This window comes from Cupriavidus pauculus, assembly GCF_008801835.1.
GTDB classification, from domain to species: Bacteria; Pseudomonadota; Gammaproteobacteria; order Burkholderiales; family Burkholderiaceae; genus Cupriavidus; species Cupriavidus pauculus.
The window spans coordinates 108,220-123,796 of the sequence record NZ_VZOW01000013.1 but is presented as its reverse complement, the minus strand read 5'-3'; the positions used below and the strand labels follow the sequence as shown (position 1 = coordinate 123,796).

Annotated in this window: 16 protein-coding genes; 6 read left to right on the top strand and 10 right to left on the bottom strand. The window is 64.9% G+C overall.

Going from position 1 to position 15,577, the window contains the following annotated elements:
- Positions 1 to 269: 269 nt before the first annotated feature.
- Positions 270 to 1,766: a DEAD/DEAH box helicase gene (locus tag F7R19_RS15565; protein ID WP_061958933.1), complete on the top strand. Its 1,497-nt coding sequence runs from the start codon at positions 270 to 272 to the stop codon at positions 1,764 to 1,766.
- 150 nt (positions 1,767 to 1,916) lie between these two features.
- Here F7R19_RS15565 and gluQRS read toward each other — a convergent pair whose 3' ends face one another.
- On the bottom strand, positions 1,917 to 2,807 hold the full coding sequence (gene gluQRS / locus F7R19_RS15560; protein WP_150981166.1) for a tRNA glutamyl-Q(34) synthetase GluQRS: 891 nt from the start codon (positions 2,805 to 2,807) through the stop codon (positions 1,917 to 1,919).
- A gap of 21 nt (positions 2,808 to 2,828) precedes the next feature.
- Positions 2,829 to 3,764 (bottom strand): LysR family transcriptional regulator, encoded by a 936-nt coding sequence (locus tag F7R19_RS15555; protein WP_061958935.1) that lies wholly within the window; start codon positions 3,762 to 3,764, stop codon positions 2,829 to 2,831.
- A 146-nt stretch (positions 3,765 to 3,910) separates the two neighbouring features.
- On the opposite strand from F7R19_RS15555, the gene F7R19_RS15550 reads away from it, so the two are divergent.
- The gene (locus F7R19_RS15550) at positions 3,911 to 4,612 is read left to right on the top strand and encodes a pirin family protein (protein WP_061958936.1); all 702 of its coding nucleotides are present in this window, start codon (positions 3,911 to 3,913) and stop codon (positions 4,610 to 4,612) included.
- Between the two features lie 187 nt (positions 4,613 to 4,799).
- Positions 4,800 to 5,786: a CobD/CbiB family protein gene (locus tag F7R19_RS15545; protein WP_061958937.1), complete on the top strand. Its 987-nt coding sequence runs from the start codon at positions 4,800 to 4,802 to the stop codon at positions 5,784 to 5,786.
- 37 nt (positions 5,787 to 5,823) lie between these two features.
- On the opposite strand, the gene F7R19_RS15540 is transcribed toward F7R19_RS15545, so the two are convergent.
- The 3 genes from F7R19_RS15540 to F7R19_RS15530 all read right to left on the bottom strand — a co-directional run bounded on the left by F7R19_RS15540 (position 5,824) and on the right by F7R19_RS15530 (position 8,421).
- Complete coding sequence (locus tag F7R19_RS15540; protein WP_061958938.1) at positions 5,824 to 6,129, bottom strand: putative signal transducing protein; 306 nt, start codon at positions 6,127 to 6,129, stop codon at positions 5,824 to 5,826.
- A 67-nt stretch (positions 6,130 to 6,196) separates the two neighbouring features.
- On the bottom strand, positions 6,197 to 7,174 hold the full coding sequence (gene rsgA / locus F7R19_RS15535) for a ribosome small subunit-dependent GTPase A (protein ID WP_150981165.1): 978 nt from the start codon (positions 7,172 to 7,174) through the stop codon (positions 6,197 to 6,199).
- On the bottom strand, positions 7,171 to 8,421 hold the full coding sequence (locus F7R19_RS15530) for a M48 family metallopeptidase (protein ID WP_150981164.1): 1,251 nt from the start codon (positions 8,419 to 8,421) through the stop codon (positions 7,171 to 7,173). Before F7R19_RS15530 ends, rsgA begins: the two co-directional genes overlap by 4 nt.
- A 146-nt stretch (positions 8,422 to 8,567) precedes the next feature.
- On the opposite strand from F7R19_RS15530, the gene orn reads away from it, so the two are divergent.
- Both orn and F7R19_RS15520 read left to right on the top strand, forming a co-directional pair.
- On the top strand, positions 8,568 to 9,206 hold the full coding sequence (gene orn, locus F7R19_RS15525; RefSeq protein ID WP_150981180.1) for an oligoribonuclease: 639 nt from the start codon (positions 8,568 to 8,570) through the stop codon (positions 9,204 to 9,206).
- 100 nt (positions 9,207 to 9,306) lie between these two features.
- A complete protein-coding gene (locus F7R19_RS15520) occupies positions 9,307 to 10,188 on the top strand; it encodes an AEC family transporter (protein ID WP_150981163.1) in 882 nt (293 codons plus the stop codon).
- 9 nt (positions 10,189 to 10,197) lie between these two features.
- Here F7R19_RS15520 and mog read toward each other — a convergent pair whose 3' ends face one another.
- Both mog and yjgA read right to left on the bottom strand, forming a co-directional pair.
- A complete protein-coding gene (mog, locus tag F7R19_RS15515; RefSeq protein ID WP_150981162.1) occupies positions 10,198 to 10,845 on the bottom strand; it encodes a molybdopterin adenylyltransferase in 648 nt (215 codons plus the stop codon).
- Positions 10,842 to 11,441, bottom strand: coding sequence for a ribosome biogenesis factor YjgA (gene yjgA, locus F7R19_RS15510; protein ID WP_150981161.1), 600 nt, complete (start codon positions 11,439 to 11,441; stop codon positions 10,842 to 10,844). Before yjgA ends, mog begins: the two co-directional genes overlap by 4 nt.
- A gap of 57 nt (positions 11,442 to 11,498) precedes the next feature.
- Here yjgA and pmbA point away from each other — a divergent pair, with 57 nt between their 5' ends.
- Positions 11,499 to 12,866 carry a metalloprotease PmbA gene (pmbA, locus tag F7R19_RS15505; RefSeq protein WP_061958949.1) on the top strand — a complete coding sequence of 456 codons (1,368 nt, stop codon included), beginning with the start codon at positions 11,499 to 11,501 and terminating at the stop codon, positions 12,864 to 12,866.
- A gap of 114 nt (positions 12,867 to 12,980) precedes the next feature.
- Here pmbA and F7R19_RS15500 read toward each other — a convergent pair whose 3' ends face one another.
- From F7R19_RS15500 to F7R19_RS15490, 3 genes are all read right to left on the bottom strand, one after another.
- The gene (locus F7R19_RS15500) at positions 12,981 to 13,481 is read right to left on the bottom strand and encodes a dihydrofolate reductase (protein WP_061958950.1); all 501 of its coding nucleotides are present in this window, start codon (positions 13,479 to 13,481) and stop codon (positions 12,981 to 12,983) included.
- On the bottom strand, positions 13,478 to 14,272 hold the full coding sequence (gene thyA / locus F7R19_RS15495; protein ID WP_150981160.1) for a thymidylate synthase: 795 nt from the start codon (positions 14,270 to 14,272) through the stop codon (positions 13,478 to 13,480). The genes F7R19_RS15500 and thyA overlap by 4 nt, the downstream gene beginning before the upstream one ends.
- Positions 14,273 to 14,382: 110 nt before the next feature.
- A complete protein-coding gene (locus F7R19_RS15490) occupies positions 14,383 to 15,099 on the bottom strand; it encodes a TerC family protein (RefSeq protein ID WP_061958952.1) in 717 nt (238 codons plus the stop codon).
- Positions 15,100 to 15,577: the final 478 nt, after the last annotated feature.

Sequence of the window (15,577 nt, the reverse complement as noted above, 5' to 3'; positions counted from 1 at the left end):
GGTCTGGTGTCATGGTCGTAGCGGCGCTCGGCCGGCGCGCTATGCTCGCGAGCTTGTGTGACACGCTGTTGACATGCGCTTGACATGGCGGACCGCAATACTGCCTGGCGCGCCGATGTCCGTCGCCGGGACTCTGGTGGTAGAATCCAAGTCTTTGATTTTCCGGGCAATTCATCTGTTCGCCAGTTTTTGGCTGCGAGCGGCCCGTTGACCAGTTCCAGACGCGTGTCCGTTGCCTCGGCTCCGCGCCCTGCACCGACACTCCATTGATGACGATGACAACCACCCCAGACCAGACCCCAGCCGCAGAGCAGACGTTCGAAAGCTTCGGGCTGGACGCGCGAATCCTGCGCGCCTTGTCCGACCAGGGCTACACCAAGCCCACGCCGATCCAGGCGCAGGCCATCCCCGTGGTGCTGCTGGGCAAGGATGTCATGGGCGCGGCGCAGACCGGCACCGGCAAGACCGCCGGCTTTGCGCTGCCGATCATCCAGCGCCTGCTGCCGATGGCCAACGCCAGTGCATCGCCGGCCCGCCACCCGGTACGCGCGCTGATGCTGACGCCCACGCGCGAACTGGCCGATCAGGTCTACGATAACGTTGCGCGCTACGCTCAGCACACCGACCTGCGCAGCACGGTGGTTTTCGGCGGCGTCGACATGAATCCGCAAACCGACGCGCTGCGCCGCGGCGTGGAAATCCTGGTGGCAACGCCGGGCCGTCTGCTCGATCACGTGCAGCAGAAATCGGTGAATTTGTCGCAGGTGCAGATGCTGGTGCTCGACGAAGCCGACCGCATGCTCGACATGGGCTTCCTGCCCGACCTGCAGCGCATCATCAACCTGCTGCCGGCACAGCGCCAGACGCTGTTGTTCTCGGCCACGTTCTCGCCCGAAATCAAGAAACTAGCGTCGAGCTACCTGAAGCAGCCGGTGACGATCGAAGTGGCGCGCAGCAATTCGACCAACGAAAACGTGCGCCAGATGGTGTACCAGGTTGCCGACGGCCACAAGCAGGCGGCCGTGGTGCATCTGCTCAAGCAGCGCGCCACCGGGCAGCAGTCCAAGCAGTGCATCGTCTTCGTCAACAGCAAGATCGGCTGTTCGCGCCTGGCGCGGCATCTTGAGCGCGAAGGCATCAACGCCGCGGCGATCCACGGCGACAAGACGCAGACCGAGCGCATGCAGACGCTCGAAGGCTTCAAGAACGGCACGATCGACGCGCTGGTGGCCACCGACGTTGCCGCGCGCGGGCTCGATATTCCGGCCATGCCGTGCGTGATCAATTTCGACCTGCCGTTCAGCGCCGAAGACTATGTGCACCGTATCGGCCGCACGGGCCGCGCCGGGGCCAGCGGCGATGCACTGTCGATCTACACGCCGGGCAACGATGACCGCCTGCTTGCCGATATCGAGAAGCTGATCAAGCGCAGCGTGCCGCGCGGCACGCTCGAAGGCTTCGACCCGACCGGCGAGCGCGCGCGTCAGGAAGATGCCGAGCGCCGCCGCCAGCGTACGGACACGCGCCGCCCGCGCGAGAACGGCGAAGGCGAGGAATCCACGCGCCGCCGTCGTACCGAACCGGCCGGCCGCCAGGCTTTCCGCCCGTCGGACGATCCGTTCTTCTCACGTCCGTACGAGCCTTCGGGCAACTACACGCCGGCGCCCCAGGCCGAGGACCAACTGGCCGCGGCGCTGACGCGCGGCCGCCAGACCACCAAGCGCCCCGTCGCGGCACTGCTGGGCGGCGTGCCGCGCAAGTCGTAAGTTCCCAAGCGCTCGCGGGCGGGCGCCATTCGCGCGTCAGCCCGGCACCTTGCCGTACTGGTGGCCTCGGGCCGTCCTGGCCTGGTTCGATTTGGCGAGCATCTGCCGTCCCTTATCGTCGGCTGCCCGCTATCCAATGCGCCCGCCGCGTTACGCCTGCGCGCGCTGCCCGACCCACCGGGACGCCCATTGAGCGGTAGCCGCCGCCAGCCACGCCTCGATAGTTGCCTCCCCATTCACGATACCCAGATGCGCACCGGCCTGCCGCAGCGTTGCGAGTGGCGTCGTCGTATCCAGCGCCTGCGCGCCGCTTTGCTTGCTCAGCTTTTCCCCGGCCGCATTGACCACGACCGGCACGTGCAGATACGCAGGCGTCGGCATGCCAAGCAGATGCTGCAGATGAATCTGGCGCGGCGTGGAATCGAGCAGGTCGGCGCCACGCACGATATGCGTGATCGCCTGCGCCGCGTCGTCCACCACCACGGCGAGCTGATAGGCCCATAGCCCATCGGCGCGCCGCAGCACGAAATCGCCCAGTTCGGTTTCCAGGTTCTGGCACTGCCGGCCCTGCCAGCGATCGTCAAAGCAGATGATTGCGGCGGTGCCATCGGGCACGCGCACGCGCCACGCGCGCGGCAGCTTGCCGTGGAGGCCATGGCGGCAGGTGCCCGGATACCCGAGCGTCTGATGCCGCTCGCGGACGTGCACGAGGGAATCGGCAATCTCCTTGCGCGAGCATCCGCATGGATAGAGATGACCGGTTGCATCGAGCCGGCGCAGGGCGTCGGCATACAGCGTTTCGCGGCGGCTCTGCCAGACCGGCGGCTCATCCGGATGCAGGCCCAGCAAGGCCAGCGTGCGCAGGATGTCGGTATCGGCGCCGTTCACGCAGCGCGGATAGTCGATGTCCTCGATGCGCACCAGCCAGTCGCCGCCATGCGCGCGGGCGTCCAGCCAGCTGGCCAGCGCGGTGACGAGGGAGCCAAGATGCAGCGGGCCGGTCGGGGAGGGGGCAAAGCGCCCCCGATAGCGTTGCGGCATGGTTTTCTCGGGCGCCACAGGCTATTCGATCGACTCCGTCTGCCCCTGCGGCGACTGCTGCATCAGCGCCTGTGCCAGACGCGGGTCCTCAAGCTTGCTGGCCCACCACTGCAGCGCCTTGCCGCGCGTGTTGGTGCGCCATGCCACCTTGAAGTTGCCGGGCGCGCGCACCTCGACGGTCTCGCGCACCTGCAGCACGCCGTTCTCGATATGCGGCTGCGCCATCGGCGCCGGCAGCCAGCCGCAACCGAGCCCGCGGATCTGCGCTTCGAGCTTGTCGCGCATGGTGGGCACCACCAGCACGTCCTGCCCGGCCAGCACGCCATGCGTGCGGGCCGGCAGATTGCGCGACGTGTCGCCCACCGCCACGATGCGATGCTTGGCGATCTGGATCGTCGTCAGCGGGCCCGGCTCGGACGCCAGCGGATGATGCGCCGCGACCGCGAATACAAACGGGATGCTCCCCAGCGGACGCACCTGGAAGCCCTGCGTGCTCGGGGTTTCGTAGGCGCCGCCGATGATCATGTCGGCACGGTTGCTGATCAACGCGTCCCATGTGCCGCCGAGCACTTCCTTCGAAAATCGCAGGCGCGTGGCGGTGTTCTCGGCGTAGAAATCCTGGATCACCGGCAACAGCGCGCGGAAATTGACCAGATCGTCGACGGCGATGTTCAGGTTGGCTTCCCAGCCCGTGGCCAGCCGCTTGACGCGGCGCGCGAGGTCGTCGGCGGCGTGCAGCAGATGGCGTCCTTCGTCCAGCAGTGCGCGGCCGGCCGGCGTCAGCTCGGCGCGGTGGCGCCGGCGGTCGAACAGCAGCACATCGAGGTCTTCCTCGAGTTTGCGGACCACATAGGTCAGCGCCGATGGCACCTTGCCCATTTCGTGGGCGGCGGCGGCGAAACTGCCCTTGCGCTCGATGGCGTCAAGGACTTCAAGGGATTCGAGGGAGAGGGGCATATTCAGATTTTCTGAACGACTGCTTCTAAGACGGTGCCCGTAAATATACTCCCGCGGTTCTACACTGCCTAGCATCGAAACGCCGCTGACCTAGAAGCAACACCGAAAACCGGGCGGCGGCCCCGGCCACAAGGAGGGCCATCAAAATGATTGAAATCCGTAAGTCTGAAGAGCGCGGGTATGCGGACCATGGCTGGCTCAAGTCGTATCACAGCTTTTCGTTCGCCGATTATTACGATCCCCGCCACATCCAGTTTGGCCCGCTGCGCGTCATCAACGAAGACCGCGTCGCGCCCGGCATGGGGTTTGGCACCCATGGTCATCGCGACATGGAAATCATCAGCTATGTGCTGGAAGGCGAACTTGCGCACAAGGACAGCATCGGTAACGGCAGCGTGATCCGTCCCGGCGATGTGCAGCGCATGAGCGCCGGCACGGGCGTGCGCCATTCCGAATACAACCATGCGGCCGACCAGACCACGCATTTCCTGCAGATCTGGATCATGCCGGACCAGCAGGGCATTGCGCCTGGCTATGAGGAAAAGCACTTCGACGCCGCCGACAAGCGGGGCCGGCTGCGTCTGGTCGGCAGCCCTGACGGTGCGGACGGCTCGGTCGTGATCCATCAGGATGTGCGGCTGTTCGCGGGCCTGTTTGACGGCGACGAGGCGGCCACGCTGGCGTTGCAGCCGCAGCGCAAGGCATACGTATTTGTGGCGCGCGGGCGCGTGAGCGTCAACGGGCAGGTGCTGGAAGCCGGCGACGCTGCCACGCTGGAAGGCGAGGACGCCGTCCGCCTGACCGACGGCAATGGCGCCGAAGTGCTGGTGTTCGACCTGCCGTCTTGAGGCCCCGCGCGCACTGGCTGGCTGCAACGTCCGTCGGGCCCGGCGGACGTGCTGCCGGCCGGACGCACGGCGCGGTAACCGATGCTTACAGGTCTGATTTTTTGATACTGTGCCGCTATGCTATCGTCTGGCAATCCGCCATGCGACCGTCGCGGCACATCGCCGCGCGCCGACCAATCGTCACGCGATGACCTTCGTATCCATTCTTTTGGCGTTGATTGCCGAACAATTCCGAGCATTGGGTCGGAATAATCCTATTTATGACGTCGTCCGGGCGCTCGGCGATCGGGCCGAGCACGCGTTCGATACAGGACGCCCGCGCGACGCCGCGCTGGCGTGGCTGACCGTCGTGGTGCCGCTGGTGCTGGCTGCGGTGGTGGTGCACTACCTGCTGGCGTCGATCAGCGTGGCGCTGACGCTGGTCTGGAACGTCCTGCTGCTGTATCTGACGCTCGGCTTCCGCCAGTTCAGCCACTATTTCACCGACATCCACGAGGCGCTCAATCGCGACGACCTGCATGCCGCGCGCACGCTGCTGCATGAATGGACGGGGCAGGATACGGTCGACATGCCGGTCACGGAAATCGTCCGCCACACCCTGGAAGCGGCCATCGTGGCAGTGCATCGGCATGTCTTCGGCGTGTTTTTCTGGTTCCTGGTGCCGATTGGTCCGGGCGGGGTCGTGCTGTATCGCACGGCCGAATACCTGAGCCGGCTCTGGAACGCGCCGTCCAACGAGCGCAGCCCTGCGCTGGGCCGGTTTGCCGCGAAGGCATTCTATGTGCTGGACTGGGTGCCGTCGCGCCTGACCGCGATCGGCTTTGCCATCGTCGGCAATTTTGAGGACGCGATCTACGCGTGGCGCAACCACGCGCGCAAGTGGAACGACGCGGTCAATGGCATCCTGCTGGCCAGCGGCGGCGGCGCGCTGGGCGTGCGTCTCGGCCAGCCGCTGGCCGAGGACGACTCGCGGGTGATGCTGCGCACCAGCCTGGCTGGAGTCGATTACGCGCCCGGCATGAGCGACTTGAGCGATGCGGACCCGGTGCCGCCCGAATATGGCGCCGAGCCCGGCGTGCGCACGCTGCAGTCGGCGGTGGGCCTGGTGTGGCGCGCCGTGATCCTGTGGATGCTGCTGCTGGCGATGATTTCGCTGGCGCTCTGGGTGGGCTGAATTTCCGCCACCCGGGCCGGCCCGCAATGGGCCGTGCCTATGCCCTGGCGCGGCCGCATTGCCAGCAGGCGGCAAACTGCGCCTCGTGCCACTCGCCGCAATGACGGCACTCCCAGCGCGGACCGGGCGACGGATTGGCTGCCGCGTTGAGCGCCGCCCAGGCGTCGGCCTCGGCCGCATCGTCGACGATCCATACCTGCGGCGCACTCTCGTTCAGCGGAATATCGCCCGCCGCGCCCGCCAGCCATGTGTTGCGGACCTGCGCGGCGATGCCGGCCGCGCGCAAGACGTTTTCGCAGTGCGCGGCATGGACCAGCGAGGGTGTCCTGAGCAGCAGTTTCATGATGGCGCGCTTCTAGCGGGCAACGTGCCTTTACCTTATCACGCGCGCTGCGGATTGCCAGCCGCGCTTACCACGGCTTCTGTTGGCGCGACTCGTGCAGCAGCTGCGTATAGAGCTGGTGGCGGCGCGCCGAAATCGCGCCGTCGTCGATGGCCGCCAGCACCCCGCAGCCTGGCTCGTTGATGTGATGGCAGTTGTAGAAGCGGCATTCGGTCAGGCGCGGGCGGAATTCCGGGAACGCGCGCTCCAGCATGCCTTCGCTCAGGTGATGGAGGCCGAATTCCTGGAAGCCCGGAGAATCGATCAGATAACCGGGCCGTCCGTCCACCACCGCCCATTCGCGGGGCAGGTGATACAGCCGTGTGAACGTGGTGGTGTGCTTGCCCGAATCGAGCTTCGACGAGATCTCGCGGGTCTGTGCCTCGACACCCGGTATCAGCAAATTCAGCAGCGACGACTTGCCCATGCCCGACTGGCCGATCAGGATGCTCGACAGCCCAGCCGTGCGCGGCTGCAGCGCCGCCAGCGTTTCCTCGGGGCGCGCATGTACCGACAACTCGACGGTGTCGTAGCCAAGGTCGCGATATAGCGCCAGGCGGCGCCGCGCGTCGTCGAGCCGGTCGGTCAGGTCGGTCTTGTTCAGGATGACCAGCGGGCGGATCTCCAGCGCTTCGGCCGACACCAGCGCGCGGCCGAGCAGATCCTCCGAAAAGCCCGGCTCGGTGGCCAGCACGATGATCACCTGGTCGATATTGGCGGCCAGCAGCTTGGACTTGAACTGGTCGGAGCGATACAGCAGGTTCTTGCGGGGATCGATGCCGGTGATCACGCCCTGGTCTGCCGCGGCCAGTTCGATGCGCACGTGGTCGCCCACCGCCGCATCGCTTTTCTTGCCGCGCGGAAAGGCGTGCAGGTGCGTTCCGTCCGCGCGTTCCACCACATAGTGGCGGCCGTGCGCGGCGACGATCAGTGCGGATTCGCCATGGGCGGCGTTGCCCTTGCCGGCGCCTTTCCCGGCATTTTGATGGCGCACGCTGCGGTTCATGCGTACGACAGCAGGCGGTCGATCCGCTGTGCCGCAGGCGGATGCGAGTAGTAGAACGCGCTATAGATCGGGTCGGGCGTCAGCGTCGACGCGTTGTCCTTGTACAGCTTCACCAGCGCTGAGACCAGGTGGCCGGCGTTGGTCTGGTGTGCGGCGAATTCGTCGGCTTCGAACTCATGCTTGCGCGACGACTGGCTGGCCAGCGGGCCAAGCACGAAGGTGAACACCGGCAGCGCGAGGAAGAACAGCACCAGCGCCAGTGCATGGTTGCTGGCGCCGAAATTCGGCAGCACGCCCAGCCCCGTGAAGAACCATTCGCGCGTGGCCAGCCAGCCCAGCAGGGCCAGGAACACCAGCGACAGCGCGAAAGTGACCGCCATCATCTTGGCCACGTGGCGGCGCTTGAAATGGCCCAGTTCATGCGCCAGCACCGCTTCCACTTCCTCGCCGTCGAGCCGTGCCAGCAGCGTGTCGAAGAACACGATCCGCTTGGCCGCGCCGAAGCCGGTGAAATAGGCGTTGCCGTGCGCGCTGCGGCGGCTGCCGTCCATCACGAACAGCCCCTTGCTGGCGAAGCCGCACTTGCGCAGCAGCGCTTCGATGCGCTCGCGCAGGCTGTCGTCGGTCAGCGGCTCGAACTTGTTGAACAGCGGGGCGATGAAGGTCGGCACGATCACCTGCAGCAGCAGGCTGAAGGCGACCCACACCAGCCACGTATAAAGCCACCAGTAGCTGCCGGCGCGGTCCATCAGCCACAGCACCGCCAGCAGCACCGGCAGGCCCAGCACGCACGCCACCAGCGCCATCTTGATGAGATCGGCGAGCCACAGCCCGAACGTCATCTTGTTGAAGCCGAAACGCTGCTCGATCACGAACTGGCCGTAGAGCGAGAAGGGCAGGTCGACCAGCCCGCCGATCAGCGCCACGCTGGCGATCAGCGCCACGCCGTAGAAATAGCCGCCGCCGTCGAACACATGGAGCCAGAACTGGTTCAGCGCATGGAGCCCGCCCAGCATCGTGAAGCCGATCAGCAGCGCGGCACCGGCCAGCACTTCGAGCATCGACAGCCGCGTGCGCGCCATCGTGTAGTCCGCCGCCTTCTGGTGGGCGGCCAGCGCGATGGTGTCGGCAAAGCGTGCCGGCACCGCGCCGCGGTGGCGCGCCACATGGCGGATCTGGCGCGACGCCAGCCAGAGTTTGGTCACCACCATAATGACCAGTGCGGCAAGAAAGATAAGGGTGAACATCAGCAAGCCTGGTTGCGACGACACGGCGGCGAGAGTGCCGGCCGCGCCATCTGGGGCGAATATGCGAGAATTATAAGTTGTTCGCCGCCGGCGGCTCCGCGCCCGGCGATTTCCCTTTCGAATTCCATATCGAGCCGTACCGCCAGATGACAAGCCCCGCCGCAACTTCCGTGAAAAGTGAAAACAACCTTGTCTGGCTGGACATGGAAATGACCGGTCTGCAGCCCGATACCGACCGGATCATCGAGGTGGCGGTGGTCGTGACCGATTCCGAGCTCAATATCCTTGCCGAAGGCCCGGTGCTGGTGATTCACCAGTCCGATGCAGTGCTCGATGGCATGGACAACTGGAACAAGGGCACGCACGGCCGCTCGGGCCTGATCGACAAGGTCAAGGCGTCGACGCTGACCGAGGCCCAGGCGGAAGCCGAACTGCTGGCGTTCCTGAAGCGCTGGGTGCCGGCCAGCAAGTCGCCGATGTGCGGCAATTCGATTTGCCAGGATCGCCGTTTCATGGCGCGCTACATGCCCAAGCTCGAGGCGTTCTTCCACTATCGCAATCTCGATGTTTCCACGCTCAAGGAACTGTGCAAGCGCTGGGAACCGGCCATCCACAAGGGCTTCCAGAAGCGCCAGATGCACACCGCGCTGGCCGATATTCTCGAATCGGTGGAAGAGCTGCGCTATTACCGTCAGCATTTCATCAAGACCCCGGCCGAGGCGGCTGCCTCGTTCCCGGCTGCCGATGCGCCCGCTGCCCCTGCCGACCCTTCGCCTGCTGCATAAGGCCATTCGCCCGATAACAACAACCCGGCGGGCGGGTCCGTAACGGACCGGCCACGCCGCCCGCTCCGTCCTTGCCCGGCGCCCGCCCGGCCACTCCGACATGTTCACGCGCATTGTCTCCATCATCACCCCGGTCATCCTGATCATCGTGATCGGCTGGATCTACGGGCGGCGCGCCCACCCCGACATGACCGGCATCAACCGCGCCATGCTGGAGGTGATCGCGCCGCTATTGGTGGTGTCGGCCTTTATCAGCAAGGACTTCGTGCTGGCCGATCAGTTGGTGCTGCTGGCCTGCGCGGTGGCCGTGGTGATTGGATCGGGTGTGCTGGCGTGGATCGTGGCGCGGGCGACGGGAGCCAATCCTCGCACGTTCGTGCCGCCGATGATGTTCAACAACAGCGGCAACATGGGCCTGCCGCTGTCGGTCTTCGCATTCGGGCAGGCGGGACTCGCGCCGGCCGTGGCGCTGTTTGCGGCGTCCAACCTGATGCATTTCACGATCGGCATGAAGATCGTCAACCGGCAGGCGTCGATGGCGCAGATCGCGCGCAATCCGATGGTGCTGGCGACGGTGGCCGGTGTAGCACTGTCGCTGGCGCGACCGGTTTTCTCATTGCCAGAGCCGGTCTACGAATCGATCAAGCTGCTCGGTGATTCCACGGTGCCGCTGATGCTGTTTGCGCTGGGCGTGCGCATGAAGGACGTCAGCCTGCGCAACTGGGGGATGGGCGTGCTGGGCGCCGTGGTCTGCCCGCTGGCGGGCATCGCGGTGGCACTGCTGCTGGCATGGTGGGTGCCGATGACCGATCTGCAGCGCGGCCTGCTGTTCGTGTTCGCGTCGCTGCCGCCGGCCGTACTCAACTTCCTGGTGGCCGATCACTATCGCCAGGAGCCCGATCAAGTGGCCTCGATCGTGCTGCTGGGCAATATCGCCGCCGTCGTGTTCGTGCCGGTCGGCCTCTATCTCGGGCTCCGGTAACGGCCGGAATCAGACCGTCGGCGCAGGTTTCGGCCGGATGGCGTTTTTCGGGCGGAATGCGCGCACGATGGCGTCGTCGGTCTCGATATACGGACCGCCGATCAGGTCGATGCAATACGGAATGGCGGCGAATACGCCTTGCACCACGGTGCGGCCTTCCACATCGCGCAATCCTTCCAGCGTTTCCCGGATCGCCCGTGGCTGGCCCGGCAGGTTGACGATCAGCGCGGCGCGGCTTGGCGTTTCGCGGATCACGGCAACCTGCCGCGACAGGATGGCGGTCGGCACGAAATGCAGGCTCACCTGCCGCATCTGCTCGCCGAATCCCGGCATTTCCTTGGTGCCTACGGCCAGTGTGGCTTCCGGCGTGACATCGCGCCGCGCCGGCCCGGTGCCACCGGTGGTCAGCACCAAGTCGCAGCCGGCCACGTCGACCAGCTCGATCAGCGTGCGCGAAATCAGCGCCTGCTCGTCGGGAATCAGCCGTTCGACCGACTGCCACGGCGACGTCAGCGTCTTGCCGAACCAGTCGCGCAGCGCCGGAATCCCTTCGTCCTGGTAGGTGCCCGACGAGGCGCGGTCGGAAATCGAGACAAAGCCGACCACCAGTTCGTCGGGGTGGCTGCGCGGTACGGGGGCGGTCAGCGGTGGATTCATGATTCGGTGTCCTCGGCCGGTGTGTCGGCGGCTTCATCCTTGCCGCCGCCCAGTGTGTCCTTGATGGCCTGGAACAGCTCGCGGTAATACTTCGGCGGCTTGCCCAGTTCCTTTTCGCGACGGGCGTTGCGGATGATGTTGCGCACCGCTTGCACGTCCACGCCCGGGTGCTCGCCGAGGAACTTGGTCAGGTTGGCGTCGTCGGCCAGCAGCAGGTCGCGCCAGCGCTCGATCAGGTGCAGCCGGGCGGTTTCGGCCTTGCTAGTGCCCTTGAAGCCTTCCAGCGCGCCGCGGATGGCCGCCACTTCGTCGTCGTCGAGCGTGCGCATCACCTTGCCGACAAACTGCATCTGGCGGCGCTTGCCTTCGTGGCTGGTGATCTTGCGCGCCTGGAGAATGGCGTCGGACAAGGCTTCCGGCATCGGCACGCGGGCCAGGCGGTCTTTGGGCAGGGCTTCGAGTTCGACGCCCAGGTCCTGCAGCGCGGTCATGTCGCGCTTGCGCTGGGACTTGCTCTTGGGCAGGTCGTCGTCCTCTTCCGGGGCAAATCCGCCCGGGAAGCGTCCGTTGGAGGTGTTACGGGTATTTCGCGTCATGGGCGGCATTTTATCTTGCTATGATTCCCGTTTGGACTTTTGATCACGCCCGCCCATATGAGCCAGACTGCCGAACAGACCGCGCATTTCACGTACACCCAGGACCAGCTCAAGACCATGGCGGCCGATGTGCTGCGTGTGGCACGCGAACTTGGCGCGACGGACGCCGCCACCGAGATTTCAGAGGGCAGCGGCCTGTCGGTGACCGTGCGCAAGGGGCAGGTCGAAACCATCGAGCAAAACCGCGACAAGGTGGTCGGCGTGACGGTGATGATCGGCAAGCGCCGCGGTAACGCCAGCACCTCGGATTTCTCCCCCGCCGCGCTGCGTGCGACCGCTGAAGCGGCGTACAACATCGCGCGCTTTACCGCCGAGGACGACTGCGCGGGCCTTGCCGAGGAAGAATTGCTGGAGCGCAATCCCCAGGATCTGGATTTGTTCCATCCGTGGACGATCGATGCCGAAGAGGCCATCGATATCGCGCGTCGCGCGGAAGCGGCATCGTTTGCCGTGTCGCCGAAGATCAAGAATAGCGATGGCGCCAGCGTGTCGGCCCAGCATTCGCAATTCGTGCTGGCCACCTCGCGCGGGTTTGTCGGCGGCTACCCGTACTCGCGTCACTTCGTCTCGTGCGCGCCGATCGCCGGCTCGGGCAACGCGATGCAGCGCGACGACTGGTATTCGTCCAAGCGCTCGCCGCAGGCGCTGGCCGAGCCCGAGGCAATCGGCCGCTATGCCGCCGAACGGGCGCTGGCCCGCCTGAATGCGCGCAAGCTGTCCACCCGCAAGTGCCCGGTGCTGTTCGAGGCGCCGCTGGCCGCAGGCCTGCTCGGCGCGTTCGTGCAGGCGGTGTCGGGCGGCGCGCTGTATCGCAAGTCGACGTTCCTTTACGACACGCTGGGCAAGGCGGTTTTTGCGCCCGATATCCAGATCTACGAACGCCCGCACGTTCCCGGTGCGATGGGCAGCGCGCCGTTCGACGAAGAGGGCGTGCGCACGCGTGAGCGCGAAGTGGTGCGTGACGGCGTGGTCGAAGGCTATTTCCTGTCGACCTATTCGGCACGCAAGCTTGGCATGCAGACCACCGGCAACGCCGGGGGATCGCACAACCTGACGCTGAGCAGTTCGCTGACGCAGCCGGGCGACGATTTCGTCGGCATGCTCAAGAAAATGGGCACCGGCCTGCTGGTGACCGAACTGATGGGACAGGGCGTCAACTACGTGACCGGCGATTATTCGCGCGGCGCCTCGGGCTACTGGGTCGAGAATGGCGTAATCCAGTATCCGGTCGAAGAAATCACGATTGCCGGCAACATGGTCGAAATGTTCAAGCAGATCGTCGGCATTGGCGCCGATGCGCTGGTGCGCGGTACCAAGGAAACCGGCTCGATCCTGATCGAGCAGATGACTATCGCGGGCAACTGATCGCCCGACCGTATCGCGGAAATACTGCCGGGCTTATTTCTGGAGTGTTTCTAGCGCGGATCCCAAAAAAACGTGGCGCCTCGATCGGGCGCCACTTTTTTTTGTGCTCGGCGATTATTGCTCGCCCGACGGCGGCCGTTCGTAGGTCACGAATGCGTAGTCGAAACCGTTGGCTTCGGAATGATGCGTTTCGCGCGCCACTTCGATCCACTTCGACCGATCCACTGCGGGAAAGAACGCATCGCCTGGCACGTCGGCATCGATCTCCGTCACGATCAGCCGGTCGGCGCTCGGCAGCGCTTGCGCATACAGCTGCGCGCCGCCGATCAGGAACACCTGTTCCGCGCCGATGCACAGCCGCTGCGCATCTTCGAGCGAAGCCACCACCTCCGCGCCATCGAGCGTCAGGCCGTGATTGCGGCTGACTACGATGTTGCGCCGTCCCGGCAGCGGCCGGCCGATCGAATCCCACGTCTTGCGGCCCATGATGATGGGCGCGCCCAGCGTGGTGCGCTTGAAATGCTGAAGGTCTTCGGGCAGGCGCCATGGCAGCGCGTTGTCCCGGCCGATCACGCCGTTGCGGGCGCGCGCGACGATCAGTGTCAGCAGCGTCATACGGCCACCGGCGCCTTGATGGCCGGCCACGATTCATAGCCGATCAGTTCAAAATCGTCGTACTTGTAATCGAAGAGGCTCTCGGGCTTGCGCTTGATATGGAGCGTCGGCAACTTCATCGGCGTGCGCGCCAACTGGGTCCGCACCTGCTCCATATGATTGCTGTAGAGATGGCAGTCGCCGCCGGTCCAGACGAAATCGCCCACGTCGAGGTCGCATTGCTGCGCGATCATGTGCGTCAGCAGCGCGTAGCTGGCGATATTGAACGGCACACCGAGAAAAATGTCGGCGCTGCGCTGGTACAACTGGCAGCTCAGCTTGCCGTCGGCCACGTAGAACTGGAAGAACGCGTGGCAGGGCGGCAGCTTCATTTGCGGGATGTCGCCGACATTCCACGCAGACACGATCAGCCGGCGCGAATCGGGGTTGTTGCGGATTTGCTGCACTACGTCGCTGATCTGGTCGATGTGGCGGCCGTCCGGGGTGGGCCAGGCGCGCCACTGGTAACCGTAGATCGGGCCGAGTTCGCCGTTCGCATCGGCCCATTCGTCCCAGATCGTGACGCCGTTTTCCTTCAGGTACGCGATGTTGGTGGAACCCTGCAGGAACCACAACAGTTCATGAATGATCGACTTCAGGTGCAGTTTTTTGGTGGTGACCACCGGAAAGCCTTCGCCCAGGTCAAAGCGCATCTGGTAGCCAAACACCGAGCGCGTGCCGGTGCCGGTGCGGTCGGACTTTTCGGTGCCATGTTCATAAACATGGCGCATGAAGTCGAGGTACTGTTTCATCGGCGCGGAGGGGAAAAGTGATCTCGGCCAACGGGCCGCAAGCCGGGATTTTAGCCTGATTGCGAAACTGGCCGCCCAAGGGCGGCCAGTTTCATTTCAGCGGAGCCGGATCAGTGGCTCTGCACGGGCTTTTCGCCGGTTCCGCGATTATCGCGACGCTTCTGCGTCAGGTAACCAGCGCCCAGCACGCCGCCGACGATCACCAGGTACAGGCCCCACTTGATGGCCGGCTGCGCCTCGAAGAACGCCTTCGTGATCGGCTCGCCCAGGATCATCTTCACGGCCGTGAACGCCAGCACGCCGGCGCCCACATAGATGATGGCCGGGAAGCGCGTCATCAGCTTGAGCACCAGGCTGGAGCCCCACACCACGATCGGGATGCTGATCAGCAGGCCCAGCACCACCAGCAGGAAGCTGCCATGCGCGGCTCCGGCCACGGCCAGCACGTTGTCCACGCCCATCACCGCGTCGGCGATGATGATCGTCTTCATCGCGCCCATCAGCGTGGCCGCACCCGCACCGTGCTCGCCGCCATCGTCATCGGCAGCCAGCAGCTTGTACGCGATCCACACCAGTGCCAGACCGCCCACCAGCAGCAGCCCCGGAATCTTGAGCAGCCACACCACGCCAATGGTCATGGCCGAGCGGACCACCACGGCGCCGACGGTACCCCAGACGATGGCTTTTTTCTGCAGATGGGGCGGCAGGTTGCGCGCCGCCAGGGCGATCACGATGGCGTTATCGCCAGCCAGCACCAGGTCGATAACCACGATCGACAGCAATGCCGTCAGGAATTGCATCGTGAACAGATCGGTAAACCACTCCATGTAGGCTCCTCAAATGTGCAATAGCTGCGGGCCGCTCTGGCCAGCAAGTTGTTTTGACACCTGGGATTTACGGAGCGCCGGAAGTGCGGGGCCGCCTTTGCAAACCGTAAATGCCAGGTTGCAAAGGTCTTGCTCGACGGACTGGTGCGGAATGCGCGCCAGGGTCAGCACAACCGGAAGCGGGTCGCGCTTCGGAATGACGATTGTGCTAAGGGCATGGGCCCCCAAGCTACTCCCCTTTTACTTCCCTCTCTGGAAGGGAACGGGCCGCGGGAATTGTCATTACCCGCGAGCACGTAGGACGCGATTATAAGGGAATTACGAGAAAAATGTCGCGCCGCCGGTGCCATTTTCGCATGTATGCAACATGAGTCATGAGAGGGTCAGTGTTTGTAAAGTGATGCAACGCATCAGACGCGCATAAGCATATGCACCTATGCTATGTGGATTGGTTCGGCAGATGTGCGTCAGACTGAAC